Genomic DNA, 14,838 nt, shown 5'->3' with positions numbered 1-14,838 from the left:
CATGGTCGACGACAACGAACTCGAGAGGCTGCGCGACATCGCAGCACCGGCACCCAGCGAGGATGCCAAGGCGCGCGCCTTCGCGGCCGCCATGCGCGCCTATGACCTCGAAGAAAAAACTTTTGCCCCCGCCCAAGGATCGGTTGGCGGGCTTCGTCTCACAGAGCGAGCACAAAAGCTCTGGAGAGAGATCATGCAAAAGAAACTCATCGCCACGCCGGCCATTGCCGGGCTCGTCGCCCTGCCGATCGCTGGATACGCCACTTTCCATATGCTGAGGGAACAACCATCGACATTCGCCGGCGACGAGAAGATCACCGAAACGCTGGCCGACAAACCAGCGACCAACGGGCCGGCGACGGTCAAGTCGGTGCCTGCCGAGGCCGACAAGCTGAAGAAGGACACCGACAGCGAAAGCCGCGACGCCGCGGAAGCACTGGTCGCGCCGGCTTCGCCGCCGAAATCCGAAGCGCAGGAAGTGGGTGGCCCGGTGCGGCAGGACGCGCTTCAACGCACCGAGCCGGCGCCCGCGCCGACGGCCAACGGCGTGGTTGCGCTGGACGGCGGCGCTGCAGCCCCCGCGGATGCCGCGCGGGGCCGCATGCCCGGCACGGCGGCCGAATCCAAGCTGATGGTGCAGCCTTCGACCGCGCCCGTAGACCAGTTGCTGCCGCAACAGGAAAACAACGATCGTGTCGAGGACTTCAAGACCAATCCGGTGCATGCCGCACTCGAGGATCCGGTTTCGACCTTCTCGATCGACGTCGACACCGCCTCTTATTCGTTCGTGCGGCGCTCGCTGAAGGAAGGGTACCTGCCGCAGGCCGATACGGTGCGCGTCGAGGAGATGGTCAACTACTTCCCCTACGACTGGAAGGGGCCGGACTCTGCATCGACGCCGTTCAACTCGACCGTCAGCGTCATGCCGACGCCGTGGAACGGGCACACCAAGCTGATGCACGTCGCCATCAAGGGCTTTGACGTCAAGCAGGTCGAGCAGCCCAAGGCCAATCTGGTGTTCCTGATCGACGTGTCGGGCTCGATGAACGAGCAGGACAAGCTGCCGCTTTTGCAGTCGGCCTTCAGGCTCCTCGTCAACAAGCTGAAGCCCGACGACACGGTCTCGATCGTGACCTATGCGGGCGAAGCCGGCACCGTCCTGGAGCCGACCAAGGTTGTCGAGAAGGACAAGATCCTTCAGGCCATCGACACCTTGACGCCCGGCGGCAGCACAGCGGGCGAGGCGGGCATCAAGGAAGCCTACAGGCTGGCGCAAAAGTCCTTCGTCAAGGACGGCATCAACCGTGTGATGCTCGCCACAGACGGCGACTTCAATGTCGGGCAGACAGATGACGACGACCTGAAGCGATTGATCGAGCAGGAGCGCAAGACCGGCGTCTTCCTGTCGGTGTTCGGCTTCGGCCGCGGCAATTTGAACGATCAGATGATGCAGACCATCGCCCAGAACGGTAACGGCACCGCTGCCTATATCGACACGCTCGCCGAGGCCGAGAAGGTCTTGGTCGAGGATGCATCCTCGACGCTGTTCACCATCGCCAAGGACGTGAAGATCCAGGTCGAGTTCAACCCGAACAAGGTCTCGGAATACCGGCTGATCGGTTATGAAACCCGGGCGCTTAGCCGCGAGGATTTCAACAACGACCGCGTCGATGCCGGCGATATCGGCTCCGGCCATTCGGTGACGGCGATCTACGAGATCACGCCGAAAGGCAGCGGCGGCGAGCAGATCGACCCGCTGCGCTACGGCCAGGCAACGGTGAACAATGGCGGTGTCGCCAATGCGGACGAATATGCCTTCGTCAAGATCCGCTACAAGCTGCCCAACGAGGACGTTTCGAAGCTGATCACGACGCCGGTGACGTCCGCCAACGAGGTTGCGTCCTTCGACCAGGCCGGCACCGACCAGCGCTTCTCCGTGGCGGTCGCCGCCTTCGGCCAGAAGCTGCGCGACGAGGATGCCACCGCGAAGTTCGGCTACGACAAGATCATGGAGATTGCCACCGCCGCCCGAGGAGCCGACCCTTTTGGGTACAGGTCGGAATTCCTGTCGCTTGTGCGCCTTGCCTCGGCGCTGGGCGGTAACCGGTAGTGGCAATGACGGCCGGTTCCATTCAGACGGGATCGTTCTGATAGGGGGAGCCGGCCTACGGGCGGGTGAGGCAGGCCGGCGGGGGTTCTTCCCTTGCCGGCCTTTTTTCGACTGGCGCTGCCGGCAATCGTTAAATTGCGCGGCTTTTCCGGAACAGGATCGCAATCCCCTCTTGTTATGCAGGGCTAATGTACGGGCTTGTGGGGGCCGGAATTGCTGATCAGAGACATGGCGACTTCAATGCCTGCTGCACGGGACGTTCAGTCGACCGCGTCGCAGGCGCCTTCGCCGGAAGCCAGACGCATCATGGACGACGTCGATGCGGCGCGTAACACGGCGAAGTCGGCGCTGAACAATGATCGCTTCCGGGTCATGCTGGAGCAGATCAGCGACCCACAGTCGTCGGGAGCCCTGATGACAATGCGCAGCGATGCGGCCGGGACGGACTTCAAGTCGGCCCAGTCAAGCTACGCCGAAAACAGCGAATAGCCGAAACAGAAAACGGTCGGATCGAGATCGGGTCAGGCCCGGCCGCGACGGCGTTCGCGGCGGGCTTCGCTGGTCTCGGCGGTGTTTGCCGTCGCCACCTTGTTGCGCATTGGGCCGATGCGCTCGACGATCGTCTCGACGGTCGGCCGATCCGCCTTGGTGTGCGCGTCCAGCGCCTTGCGCATGGCGGCAAGGTGCTGGAACGAGGTGCCGCAGCAACCGCCGACGATCTTTGCGCCGGCATCGACGGCGAGCCGGACATAGTCGGCCATCAGCTCCGGCGTGCCGGAATAGTGGATCTCGGTGCCGCGGAATTCCGGGATGCCGCAATTGCCCTTGACGATCACCGTTGCCTCCGGCTTCGCCTCGGTCATGTCGAGCAGCGACGCCAGGATGTCGGACGCGCCGACACCGCAATTGGCGCCAACGCCAAGCGGGCTTTGCGAAAGTCCATCGACGACGCCGTGGATGTCCTTCGGCAGCAGGCCCATCATGGTGCGGCCGGCGGTGTCGAAGGAGCCGGTATAGGTGTATGGCAGGCCGACGCGGATCGCCGCTTCGGCGGCGGCGCGGATTTCGTCCGGCGCCGACATCGTCTCGATCCAGGCGACTTCGGCGCCGCCGGCCTTGAGGCCCTCGATCTGCTCGGCGAAGGCGTCGACCGCCTCGTCATAGGTCATGGCGCCGAGCGGCACCAGCAATTCACCGGTCGGGCCGACCGAGCCGGCGACGATCACCTTGCGGCCGGCCTTGTCGGCAACCGCGCGGGCGATCTCGGCGGCGCGTTTGTTCAGCGCATGCACCCGGTCCTGCGCATGATGCAGCTTCAGCCGGTGGCGCGTGCCGCCGAAGGAGTTGGTCAGGATGATATCGGCGCCGGCATCGACAAAGCTCTGGTGCAGGCTGGTGATGGTGGCGGGCGCGGTTTCGTTCAGCAGTTCCGGCGCCTCGCCGGCCTCGAGCCCCATCGCGAACAAATTGGTGCCGGTGGCGCCATCGGCGAGCAGAACGCCTTTTTCGGCAAGCAGCGCTTCGATCGGATTGGTCATGATGACATACGCTTTCCGGGATATCTGTGAGATAACGATATAAAGAACTCTTTATATGTCGTCAATGTAGAAGCAGGCCGCTTGCCATCAAAATCGCATGTCGGCCAGCCTTTGCGCGAAGGCAGCCGATTCATGGGCATTGATGTCGGCGGCGCGGATCAGATTGTCGAAATGGCTGGTCAAGGTGCGGATCGGCTGTGTTGCGTTCAGCACCAGATACATGTCGCCGACATAGATAGCGGCGCGATAGGGCCCGAAAATGGTGTAGGGGATCGAATAGCGCATACGCCCGTCGTAGAGGAACAGTCGGAAGGTGGGATAAAGGTCGTCGAGCAGCGTCGCCATATGCAGGAGCTGCTGGCGGCGGTCTGTCTCGGGGAAGCGATCCCACACGCCAAGACCGCGCGCGAAGATCTCCAGCGTGTGGCGCGGCATGCAGACTTCCATGTCGGTTTCCGGGCGGCGGTTGTAGTCGATGCGGTACTGGGTCTCGCCGGCCTGCGCCTCGCGGCTCTTGTTGGTGATGCCAGCCTCGTACTCGACCAGCGCTTCGGTGCGCAGCAGGTCCGGAATGCCCGCAGGCACATAGCGTATCTTGGTGCCCGCGGCCTCGGCATGCCATTTGGCGAGCAGCGTGCGGTCGAAGCCGTCGGGCGCCTCCTCGATCTCCAGGCTTTCGCGGATTTCACCGGTGACGCCCTCGTCCTGGCTGAGCCCGAGTAGCCAGTCCAGCGACACTTTGAACTCGGCGGCGATGTTGAGCAGCGTCTCGGCACGGGGCAGGCGGGTCGAGGCACCTGAGAGGAGCTGCGACAGCGCCGAACGGTCGATGCCGACCGCGGTCGCGAAGGCCGACTGGTTCAGATCGGACCGTGTCAAGAGCATTTTCAGGCGCTCGCGGAAGATCGTCGACAGGTCACGTTTGTCCATAGTTTCGCTCCAGTAAGTGGGAGAAAAAAATTGCTCTGAGGCCGCCGGGATCAGGGCTCAGGCGTAAATGAATCCTCGCTGCTGTTTACAAAACATAACATATGCGGCTGAAAATGCGCAATCGCAACAGTTTGTGCGCATTGTCGCGTTGCTGCAACGCGACACTCCTGACACAATGCTGTCAGGAATCAGAGGGGTTCCGGCGACTGAAAGGCAGTGGTCGATCGCATGACGAGCATAAACAAGAAACGCAGCAGTGCACCGGCCATCGAATGGCCGACCGTGTTTCTCACCTTCTTCTGCTACAGTGTCTGGCTCGTCGCTGGCTTCCTTGTCTGGCCGTCCTATCCGATCCTGTCCCTCGCCATCCTGGCTTTTACCGCCGCACTGCAATCATCAATCATGCACGAAGTGTTGCACGGTCATCCGACGCGCAACGCACGGATCAACGAGGCCTTCGTCTTCCTGCCGACCGGCCTTGTCTGGCCATTTCGCCGGTTCAAGACCATTCATCTGCGGCATCATGCAGACGAGCGGCTGACCGATCCGCTGGACGATCCCGAAAGCTATTACAAGGCGCTCTGGCACCACGACGACTTGCCGCCGGCGATGAAATTCCTGCTGAAGATCAACAACACCATGGTTGGCCGTTTTATCCTTGGCCCCTGGCTGTCCTGTATCGGCTTCTTCATCGACGATGCCAAGCAGATTGCTGCCGGCGACAAGGCGATCCGCAAAGCCTGGCTGCTGCACGCCATCGGCCTCGCCGTAGTGTTGCCGGTCGTCCAGTTCGGCTTCGGCATTCCGCTGTGGCTCTACATTCTGCTGCCGGTGTGGCTCGGCCAATCGCTGATCTCGATCCGCACTTATGCCGAACACCAGTGGTCGGAACATCCCGAGGGACGCACGGTGATCGTCGAACGGTCGCCGCTGTCCTTCCTGTTCCTCAACAACAATCTGCATTTCGTCCATCACAAGAGCCCGACAGTGGCCTGGTACCGGCTGCCGAAGCTGTTCCGCGACCGTCGCGACGAGTGGCTTCGGATGAACAATGGCTATGCCTATCCGAACTATTTCGCGCTGCTCAAGGCGCATGCCTTCAAGGCCAAGGAGCCGATCGTTCACCCGGTGCTCAGGCGCGCGCCTGAGCCGGGCCGGGCGTTCAAGCCACGCATCAGGGCGCGCAGTGTCTCCGGACTTGGCAGCGCGCCGGTTCCCGCCGAGCCGCCGAAGGAATGATTTTTGCGGCATTGCCGGCGGCGATGCCAGGCGGCTCGCACCCATGATCTTGTCAGTTTCCAACAATAGCGGTCCAATCCCGGCATGAGCGAATTCGTTGCGGCCTTGCCGATGTATGATTGGACGTAAGGCCCGGAAAAGAGCCGTTTCCGTGGGCATGTTGTACTTTTGTCGTACGCGCGGCTGTGCGCCCTGACCTTGGCGGCAAGCTCGCGGTGGGCGGCCTAGGGTTCACGATCGGGCTGGCGCTGCCGGGGTGCCGGGGCCGCTATCTTTGCCCTCAGCAGATGACGTTAGGCAAAGACTCAGCTAGGACGACCTGTAAGCGCGGTGGACTCCTATGCCGCCTGGCCGGCGCCTTTTCAGGCAACCTCCAGCGAGCGGCGCCGGCCATCTTCATCGCCTCATCGCCGAGAACGGCGGCGGCGCTGCCGCCAGGTGGAGGAAGTAGCTGACCTATGACTTCTGGGAAGCAAGCGATCAGCGATGCGGTCGACAGTGCGATACGCAAGCGCGTGCGCTTTACCGTTTATGGCCCGAATGACTTGTATTCGTGGGTGTGGTCAGCGTGGGCGCACCGCAACTCGTTCTACCTTATGCCGACGGGTTTGGAGCAGGCGCAAAAGGTAAGCCTCCATGCCGACCACAAATTCCGGCTGGCTTTCGACAGACATGATGTCGAATACCTTCGCTCACGCAACAGCAGAGGGTTTATTGATGAGCGCGCAACCGTGGTCTGGGAAAAACCCATTTTGCCAGAAACAGGCGCCGTCGAGGTTTTGTCGCTCACTATCCCCGCAAAGCATCTTGCCCTTGGTAAGCAAGTAGGAAAACCGGGAAAGGGTCTATTTGCTTTTGGCATAACGAATTACGAGCACGCCGCGCAATTCCATTTCTTCATGTCCAAAGAGCCAGCCGCGTCCCTCGAGCCGAAATTGAGCGTGGTGGGGACGCCAACATTTTTCTTCGATTTGGACAATGGCGAGAACGTTAGCATGGTTGTGCGCGAGGTGCTGTTCAGTCCGCCCACCATGACATCGCCGCACGGTGTTCCGCGGATGGATTTTCCAGCAGATATGCAGGATGGACTGACCGGCCTCCACGCGTTGCTGCACTCCCACCCACCGGATGGGGGTTCTCTTCACATTTTGGAAGTCGGGGGCGTCTCGCTGGATATGAACGGGCGTCGCCTTGCCATCAGTCCGTCTGGGAAACCAGATTAAGGCGCGGCGCGGCCGCGCCTATCAACGCCGCTGCTCTGGCGTCCTTGAATGGTTGGTGAAAGTCAGGTTGCGATCAGGGCGCCCCGCATCACGGCACGGCTGGCAAAACAGCACCTTGATCAGATCCCAGTGCAGGCACCCATAGTCTTCGCCCAGGCGGTCGACGAGCGCCTTGACGTCGAGTTTCACATGCCGGTGGCATGTCAAGCAGTCGACGGAAAGCCCTGATCCAATCTGCAGTTTCTTGCCTAGTGTGTCCTCGACGAAGGGGAATTTCATGGTCATGAGACAGGCGATCTCCGTTGAGGGTCGCCGCAACGGAGAGGATTATATTCCTTGTCGCCACTTGGCGCTATCGTTTTAGAACGGACAGGGAACAAAAACCTTGTGGGAAAGGGCAGCCACAGCGGGCGCGGGAGTCACTTCCCTTGTAGATTGGATGGTGCTGGCTGGAGTTTGCGGCGTCTCTGACAAAGACAAGTGCCGCAAACTCCGCGTGCCAGTATGTATGGCGCTATGCCCGCGGGCCGGAGGCGGTTACCGCCGTCTCCGGTTCGGGTGTAACCACCTTGGTGACGTTTCGCGATTTTCGCAACTCAAATTCAACCGTTAAGCGATTCGTCCACCGTCTGTTGATCTGCAGGATCCTTGACTGCCCGAACTGGTCAGATACGTTTGTCTCGTGCCTTGAGAGAACCGGCGCCGGGCACCTTGGTTAGCCGCTTGATAACCGACGATGGGGGAGCCCTTACGTCGTAGACAACGAGCAGCACGGCTGCCCAACACAACTCCCACAAAACATCAACCTGGCTCGCCGCCCGCAAAAAAGGGCGTTTGCGGCCTCAGGAATGTAATGGAGGAACGTATGGAGGTTCAAAGTGGTTACTGGTGGGCGATCAGCATCCGGCGGGACGACGACCAGCCCGAAATCATCGATGTACGCGGCGAACAGGCGCAACGCATCATAGGAGAAGGAGATCCGTACGATCTCTTTGAATTCGAACTTATTCGACACGTAGATACAGGCGGCTGGCCGAGCGAACGGGGCCTGGACGGTCGGGAGGTCGATCCAGCCACCATCAAAGATGGCTATTGGTGGGCTTTCCACATCTTGGAGGAGCAGCCCGAGATCATTCGCGTCGGCCAGGACGAAGTTGCGCGCAGCAAGTCCGCCTATCGCGCAGATTCCGACGGCGAGTTCGATCTCTCGGAGTTCGAATTCCTGATGTCGATCGACACGAGTGGCTGGCCGAAAGGATAATGCGGAAAGCAGTCGCCGGTTTGGCTATGGCCGCGCCCGCGCCCTCAAAGGCTAGCGGGGCGCGGGCCGATTGGGTCACCCCCAACATGCAGCACCGGTTAGAGGCCGATGCTGCTATGCGAACAGTGATCGATACGTGCGATCAGTTCAACCGAGCCAGGGCTCATCCGATTTGAGGGTGGGGAACGTGCCCAATAAGGCGAGGGCGGCCTATGGTTCGCCAGCCGGCGAAACCTACCCCGTTTTCCGGTTAGGCCCGGCGGTCGAACCCCCAAGCCACCCCCAGCCCCCGGCCGTCGGGCCGCTGAACGTGGTAGAATCCTCTACGGCTGGTAGCGCTGGCTCGCCTTGCGTCTTTGTGCCCATCGACTTTGGGCATGAGCCGCGACCATCTAGCGAGGCTTATAGCGGATGAGGGTCATGGCGACCAAACCGCCGTAACCAAGCGGCGCGGTGTGAGCCCGCGCTATCCCGGCTCTTCCCAGAAATCCTGCAGCGAGGCATGGCGAAGGCCTTCCTCGCCCCGTAGGTGCTTCACGCGGCCGATCAGCCCTGGCCTGACCCATTGCGTTGCCGGCCGCTTCATCCCCTTCGGCGCCGTGCCCGCATGCTGCTGAACGCGCTCCCAGAGGCGCTCGCGCAACTCCCGGTTTAAGGTGATGAAAGCCGAGCCGACGTAGCGCCCGGTCGTCCGATCGGCCATCAGCGCAAAGGCCGGTTTCCCTGCCTCCCTTTCGACGCCAAGCCGGATTCGACTCCAGGTCCGGTCAATCTTGCGGCTAGGGGAACGGAACCTGATCATTTTACTAAATTAGTTGCAACTAATGAAGTCGACCACAATTAACTCCCAGCCGGCGAACGTCCCCCGCCCGCCGGTGAGGCCCGACGGCCGACTGGTCCCCCCATAGGCTGCCGGGGCGCCACAAAGCCGCCCACCGCAACCAAGCGTGCCAGCCAGCGTTCACTCTCTCATGACAAAGGTATCTCAACTCGGCGTTTGGTACCGGAAACGTAAGCCCGCTTAGAGCGGTTTCCTGCCGTACGTCTCGCTGACCGGAACGAGCACGTTGCGCCAGTTCCGGACATTGGCCGCTTGTGCCAACGAATAGGGATCTAGGCCCCGAGCGAGCCCTCAGGAACCCCTTCAGAGTCGATCCGGAATGAAGCTACGACAAACCCGCACAACGGGCGCCTTCTCTGATCGCAGTAATGGCGACAGGATTGGTGACCGGATAGGTGCTGATGAACACCTCGGGGGTGAAGTCCGGAAACTCGTCCGCCAGTCGCGCAGTGATCTTGGCGACCTGAGGCGTTTCATCAAGCATAGCATGAGCCATCGCAACGAACAGAAGCGTGGCAGGGGAGTCGGGCGCAGATTGGCGCAGCGCGACCAGCGACTCTCGGTGGAGGCCAAGGACGAAGCTGCAACGCCCCAGCATTCCAAAGTACCACGGAGTATGGGGATTTAGCCGAATCGCTCGCTTGGCCAATTCGTAGCCCTGCTTCGGGTTGCCAGCAACAAGAGCCAGACTTCCCGCAAGTAAGGCAAGTGAGTCAGCGTCGTTTGGAGCCGCCGCCAAGACGCGGTCATGCTCTTCAACAGCAGCGTCGATATCGCCCTGCAATGCCCGAAGATCAGCAAGCATTATGCGTGCGTGAATGTCGGCCGGATCGAGCGCCAGCGCTTGCTTGACACATGTGCTCCAGCTCTCGATCGAGGCGGAAACGTCGTTTGTAAAGCCGTTGCAAGCATCCACAGCATGCCCAAGAGCCAGCGCGGTCCAGGCTCTAGCAAGACCCGGATCGAGTTCGACCGCACGCGCCAGCAGCCGTATAGCCTCCTTGTTCGACGCACGGGTGAAAAGGTGCTTCTGCTCAAGGCCAAGCAGGTAGCAATCATAGGCCTGCAAACTTGCTGGAGGCTTCCGACGCACTGCATCGCGTCGCAGGTTGGCGAGCTTGCCGTGGCAAGTTGCGAGGACATTGATGACGTTTTCGGTCACGCTGTCCAGCATCGCAAACAGATTCTCCGCTGACCGATCGTAACGCACTGTCCAGAGATCAACCCCCGTGTGGGCGTCGACGAGTTGCACGCAGATGCGCACCCGCTGCCCCTCCGCTTGCAAGGTTCCCTCTATCACGTAGTCAGCATTCAACTCTCGTCCGATGGATGGCACGTCATCGCGCCGTCCCTTGTAAGAAAGCATTGTCTGGCGGGCGATCACGGCAAGGTCGCGGAAACGGGCGAGATCAACCATGATGTCCGCCGACAAACCATCGGCGATACGAGTCCAGCGTTCTTCTCCGCTTAGATTGTCGAACGGGAGAACCGCGACGACTGGCGGCCCCGACTCGTCCGTCGAAAGGCCTTCGGATCGCGCCTGGCCGAGGTCCTGCTGGCGGTGATCCGCAAGCAACGTTGCAAGCGCCACTTTGCTGCGAACGTCGAGTTTCCGATAGATCGCCGACAGATGGGTCCGAACGGTGGCAGGCGCTATGAAAAGCGTCTCGCCGATTTCGCGATAGGTCATCCCCTCAGCGAACTTTGCCGCGACCATCCGCTCCCGATCCGACAGGCCGGTCAAGGGATTGCCTACGACGGGAAGCATCTCCTCAAATCTCCGATCCGCTGCGAGCTGTCGCCGAGAAGCCCAGGATCTCGCGGCAGGCCGAAAATACAACAGATGCGAGGCCAAAAACACTGCATTTGCATGATTCCGTTTAGCGGCCAGCGATCCTAGCCTCTGTCTATCGGCGGGCTCTCCTCGGTTGGCGCCAGGGTCCAATCGAGGAGCAGGAGGCATTCATGACGAAGTCATCCATCTTGGCCGCGCTGGTATTGGCTTTGTCGGCCGGACCATGCTTGTCCGAAGCCACGCAAAGTGACGGCAAGGTGATTTCCGAAAATGCCGTGAGAGCTGCCAGCGCTGGGTTGTACTCCGATATCCTGAGCCGCGCATGCAGGAACGGATGGCGGTATCCTCGACCCCAAATCGAGAATGGCTTCAAGCGGCACCTCGAGGAGCTGAAATTGCAGCTCATCGATCAGGGTTACACTGTCGTGCCCGACACGATCGCGAATGACCCCCATGTCCAACGAATGATATATGGGACCAAACGCCAGCTCGTTGGGTCGCGCCAATTCGGCTGTTCCCGCCCATACTGGCTCGATGAATGACCTTCCAGGCCAACGATATGCAATTCGAAAGGCTGAATTGAGTCAGGGTCCGTCGTAAGACGTAAGACTTCATGAAACGAAGGTCCGGATCGGGTCATCGGCGTGAGTTCAGCCGAGAGCGTGCGAACTTCCGCTTGGGGGGTCGTTGCCAGCCGTTCAATGCGGGCACCAAGCGTCAGGTCTTCACCACTGGCACGGTTGCGCGGTCGCGCCGCGGCGCGTTTGGTGGTGGTCATTGAGGGATCCTTTTAGGGACTTAGAAGTGAAAGGCGGACTCGTCCGCAGTCTCGTACATGCTAAGACCAGAGGCGCCCGCCACGGCTCGACCGCTCGACATAATCGCACTGACGGCCGGATCGATCCGGTCGGCTGCGCGCGCCTTGTTCGGCCTGCGGTTGCCCGATTGGTCCGCCATCATCACAACGTTGCCGATTGCCCACCGGAGACAGGGGTTGCCGTCGTGCACAACAGTCCGCGTCAGCATCAGTTGTTCGAAGTCATCGACGGGCTTGGCGAAGTTCGCCAATGTCTGCGGGAAGGCGGCGACAGGGATGCCGTCCGCCTCGAGATTCTCCATAATCTCCCTCGCCAGATACTGGTCAAAGGCGACTTCCTGCACGTCGAGAAGTCCGCACAAGAACCGGATATGATCCTCGACAATACCGCGGCCGACGATGTCGCCAGGACATGCAGTAAGCCAGCCTTGGTCGCGCCATAGGGAATAAGGAGCACTGTCGTTGTCCGCTCGCCGTCTGATGCCTTCCTCTGGCGCGAACGACTGCACATGCAGGGCATAGTTGCCATCCTCAAGCTCGATGGTGGCGGCCACTGCGCAGAGGTCGGTACGCTTGGCGAGGTCGACTGCAAGCCATGCACGCTTGCCCTTCAGTGACGTAAGATCCACGTCGCCAGCGCATTCGTCCCAAATGCCCAGATCCCATTCGGGATTTGCCGCGCCGTCCTGCCAGATGTTGAGGTGCAGTTGTTGGAACATGGCACGGTCGGCTGGCCGGTGCTCTGCTTCCCGCACCATCTGGCGCATGCCGTCAATGTCAGGGTATGGCGGACTGCAGGACAGGCCGGGATTCACACGGTGCCATGCAGCCTCGTCGCGCCAGTCTTCGTCCTTGTCGGCCTCGAATAGGATTGGCAAGAAGGCATCATCTTCAATGGCACCGGACGCCACTTGCCGCGCATAGGAGTACATGTCGTAAGCGATATTTTCGCGACCAATGCCAGCCGTGGTAGTGACGACAAGCAGCGAGCCCGGCGTCTTTACCAGCCCGGTCTTAATGGCGTCCCAAAGGTCTCGCTTTTTCCAGGCATGCAGTTCATCGACCAAAGCGAACACAGGCGTTCTGCCGTGCGCTGTGGCTGCATCCGCGGACATCGCGCGATAGAACGCGCCGCTCTTACGGTGCGTTATGCGGTTCTTGGTGTCCTGAATTTGGAACGCCTCTTCAAGGCGAGGATGCGCCCGAATGACACCGGTCATCTCCTCAAGCGCAATGCGCGCCTGGTCACGGTCGACAGCCGCCGACACGACTTGGCTACGCGGGATGCGCTCGGGTCCAAGGTGCAGCATGGCTAGTGCAGCGCCGAGGGTAGTCTTACGATTGCCGCGGGGGATTAATGCGAAGACGGTCTTGATGCGGCGCGTGCCGTCCGGCTTGGTGTCGCCGTAGACGCGGCGGATGATGCGCTCCTGCCAGCGGTCCAACTGGAAAGCATTTCCCGGAAGATTTGACTTGGGGTGGCGGAGCGCTTTGACGAAGCGGACTGCACGTTCGCCTTTGCCGTGCGGGTCGGGGATTGGGCTGTCATCGAATATCCACGCATTAAATGTCTCCGAGATCGTCGGCGTCGTCGTTTCCAATGGCGCCTCCCTTGTTTTTGCTCCTTGATGCTGGTGCCAAACCAAGGGCGTCCGCGAGACGTGCAAGCGTCGCGTGGTACTCTTTAAGCAATGTGGTTTCGGGTCGGCGCTTGGTCTCACCGGACGGCGAGACCATCGTTAATCCGTGCTCGGCAATCGCTACCTCGCACGCGCCTATGTGAGCCACGACGCGGCAATAAGCGTCGACAAGGGGCAACTCATGATCCGCAATCTTTCGCTGCTCCACCAGCACGCCGAGCACCTTGCGCCATTCCTTAGCGGCGCGTGCCGGCATGTCTTTAGGTGCTGCTGGCACTTTCGATAGCGCACCGTCCAACGACGTAACCGTTGCTTTTCGCCCACGCATTGTTCGTTTTCCCTGCCATCAAAACGTGTAGTTCCGGCGCTCGCGAACGATGTCCCACATGCCGAGCGGAAGTTCGCCGGGAACGTCGCCTGAGGTGGCTTCGCGGTTTTCGTACCAGCTAGCCGCCAACTGCATGACTGCCCCAGTTAAGTCAGATGGGACAGTCGCGAATTCGGTCTCGATTTCATATCCGAGTAGCTGCTCAAGATGAGCTTGGGCCGCGTATATTTGATCCTCTATGAGTGCATCGTCGTCATTGAAGTCGACGCGCATGTGCGCTTTCTGGTCGGCAAGTGAGACGATAGCCATCAGTTCAAATTCCTATTTGCGGATTATTGCGAATTGTTGGGCACGCGTGGTCAGGGAATGGCGGGAAGAAGTCGATTTCCCGGTGGGGGTAGTTGCCGATTGGGCGGCTTGTATAGCTGTTGGAAGTTGCTACACTCATTAGTACTGGCTAATTCTAGTCGTGGAGGCTGACATGCTGCGCAGTGCCGTAATATTTTCGCTCGTGGTCTTCTCTTTTGGCTTACAGTTGTCCATCGCGACAGCTTCCGAAACTCTTGCGTTTGCTTCTTTGAAGGATTCTGGAAATCAGTCTCCATCTCTGAGTGAAAAGAAGGGACAGCAATTTGCACAAAGCTGCACCGTTGCGAGCCGCTGGACCGAAAATTACACGTGTCCTCAAGGGAAAGTTAAGAGCGTGCAATGCTGGCAGTGTGTAAGTATAAATGGCCAACCTGGCTTGAAAGAATGCCAGACTAAAACATGTAACCTCGGCGACTAACGCCCAAACCCGCCTTCTGCCCTGATGTTCTTCCGCCTGTTGCATAGCCCATTGTAAGGCTGCCAGTTGGTGCGGTCCCAAAACAAGGACATGTCGCCTTTCGGCGCCTTGATATGATCGACCATGTTAGCTGGCCTACCGCATCCGCATGCGCATAGTGGCGCGCCCATTGCGGCTAGGAACGCTTTGCTTTCGCGTGTCCATTCGGCTGTGTAACCACGGTCTGCGGCGCTGCCACGGGCTGCGTCGTTGGTTGCCTGGCGTTGCTTGGTGTCGCGTTGTTGGCATGGGCAAGGTTGGCCTTTAGGCATGCTGTAGCCACAAGCACA

The 14,838-nt window shown here is 60.4% G+C and carries 14 protein-coding genes; 5 read left to right on the top strand and 9 right to left on the bottom strand.

What is annotated here, in order from left to right:
- The first annotated feature begins 1 nt into the window (after position 1).
- Positions 2-2,110, top strand: a complete 2,109-nt coding sequence (locus ACSQ3Z_RS15720) for a vWA domain-containing protein (protein ID WP_436172249.1) — start codon at positions 2-4, stop codon at positions 2,108-2,110.
- A gap of 306 nt (positions 2,111-2,416) precedes the next feature.
- Entirely contained in the window at positions 2,417-2,599 is a 183-nt protein-coding gene (locus ACSQ3Z_RS15715; RefSeq protein WP_436172248.1) for a hypothetical protein, read from the top strand.
- 32 nt (positions 2,600-2,631) lie between these two features.
- Here ACSQ3Z_RS15715 and bmt read toward each other — a convergent pair whose 3' ends face one another.
- Both bmt and ACSQ3Z_RS15705 read right to left on the bottom strand, forming a co-directional pair.
- On the bottom strand, positions 2,632-3,648 hold the full coding sequence (bmt, locus tag ACSQ3Z_RS15710; protein ID WP_436172247.1) for a betaine--homocysteine S-methyltransferase: 1,017 nt from the start codon (positions 3,646-3,648) through the stop codon (positions 2,632-2,634).
- Positions 3,649-3,735: 87 nt separating this feature from the next.
- Positions 3,736-4,578 (bottom strand): helix-turn-helix domain-containing protein, encoded by an 843-nt coding sequence (locus ACSQ3Z_RS15705; RefSeq protein WP_436172246.1) that lies wholly within the window; start codon positions 4,576-4,578, stop codon positions 3,736-3,738.
- A gap of 228 nt (positions 4,579-4,806) precedes the next feature.
- Here ACSQ3Z_RS15705 and ACSQ3Z_RS15700 point away from each other — a divergent pair, with 228 nt between their 5' ends.
- Positions 4,807-5,817, top strand: coding sequence for a fatty acid desaturase (locus ACSQ3Z_RS15700; RefSeq protein ID WP_436172245.1), 1,011 nt, complete (start codon positions 4,807-4,809; stop codon positions 5,815-5,817).
- Between the two features lie 458 nt (positions 5,818-6,275).
- Positions 6,276-7,040, top strand: coding sequence for a hypothetical protein (locus ACSQ3Z_RS15695; RefSeq protein WP_436172244.1), 765 nt, complete (start codon positions 6,276-6,278; stop codon positions 7,038-7,040).
- A 21-nt stretch (positions 7,041-7,061) separates the two neighbouring features.
- Here ACSQ3Z_RS15695 and ACSQ3Z_RS15690 read toward each other — a convergent pair whose 3' ends face one another.
- Positions 7,062-7,325, bottom strand: a complete 264-nt coding sequence (locus ACSQ3Z_RS15690; protein ID WP_436172243.1) for a hypothetical protein — start codon at positions 7,323-7,325, stop codon at positions 7,062-7,064.
- A 580-nt stretch (positions 7,326-7,905) separates the two neighbouring features.
- Between ACSQ3Z_RS15690 and ACSQ3Z_RS15685 the strand changes: the two genes are divergently transcribed.
- Positions 7,906-8,301, top strand: a complete 396-nt coding sequence (locus ACSQ3Z_RS15685; protein WP_436172242.1) for a hypothetical protein — start codon at positions 7,906-7,908, stop codon at positions 8,299-8,301.
- 466 nt (positions 8,302-8,767) lie between these two features.
- Here the strand turns inward: ACSQ3Z_RS15685 and ACSQ3Z_RS15680 are convergent, their stop codons facing one another.
- From ACSQ3Z_RS15680 to ACSQ3Z_RS15655, 6 genes are all read right to left on the bottom strand, one after another.
- The gene (locus ACSQ3Z_RS15680) at positions 8,768-9,004 is read right to left on the bottom strand and encodes a hypothetical protein (protein ID WP_436172241.1); all 237 of its coding nucleotides are present in this window, start codon (positions 9,002-9,004) and stop codon (positions 8,768-8,770) included.
- A 463-nt stretch (positions 9,005-9,467) separates the two neighbouring features.
- Positions 9,468-10,910, bottom strand: a complete 1,443-nt coding sequence (locus tag ACSQ3Z_RS15675) for a LuxR C-terminal-related transcriptional regulator (RefSeq protein ID WP_436172240.1) — start codon at positions 10,908-10,910, stop codon at positions 9,468-9,470.
- A 442-nt stretch (positions 10,911-11,352) separates the two neighbouring features.
- Entirely contained in the window at positions 11,353-11,715 is a 363-nt protein-coding gene (locus tag ACSQ3Z_RS15670; RefSeq protein WP_436172239.1) for a hypothetical protein, read from the bottom strand.
- Between the two features lie 20 nt (positions 11,716-11,735).
- Positions 11,736-13,355: a terminase large subunit gene (locus tag ACSQ3Z_RS15665; RefSeq protein WP_436172238.1), complete on the bottom strand. Its 1,620-nt coding sequence runs from the start codon at positions 13,353-13,355 to the stop codon at positions 11,736-11,738.
- Positions 13,318-13,722, bottom strand: coding sequence for a phage terminase small subunit P27 family (locus ACSQ3Z_RS15660; protein ID WP_436172237.1), 405 nt, complete (start codon positions 13,720-13,722; stop codon positions 13,318-13,320). Before ACSQ3Z_RS15660 ends, ACSQ3Z_RS15665 begins: the two co-directional genes overlap by 38 nt.
- A gap of 18 nt (positions 13,723-13,740) precedes the next feature.
- On the bottom strand, positions 13,741-14,031 hold the full coding sequence (locus ACSQ3Z_RS15655) for a head-tail connector protein (protein WP_436172236.1): 291 nt from the start codon (positions 14,029-14,031) through the stop codon (positions 13,741-13,743).
- Positions 14,032-14,838 lie beyond the last annotated feature (807 nt).

The sequence above is a fragment of the Mesorhizobium sp. LjNodule214 genome (assembly GCF_964252735.1).
In the GTDB taxonomy this organism is placed as follows: Bacteria; Pseudomonadota; Alphaproteobacteria; order Rhizobiales; family Rhizobiaceae; genus Mesorhizobium.
The sequence above is the reverse complement of the archived record's forward strand: the minus strand, read 5'-3'. Positions and strand labels throughout refer to the sequence as shown.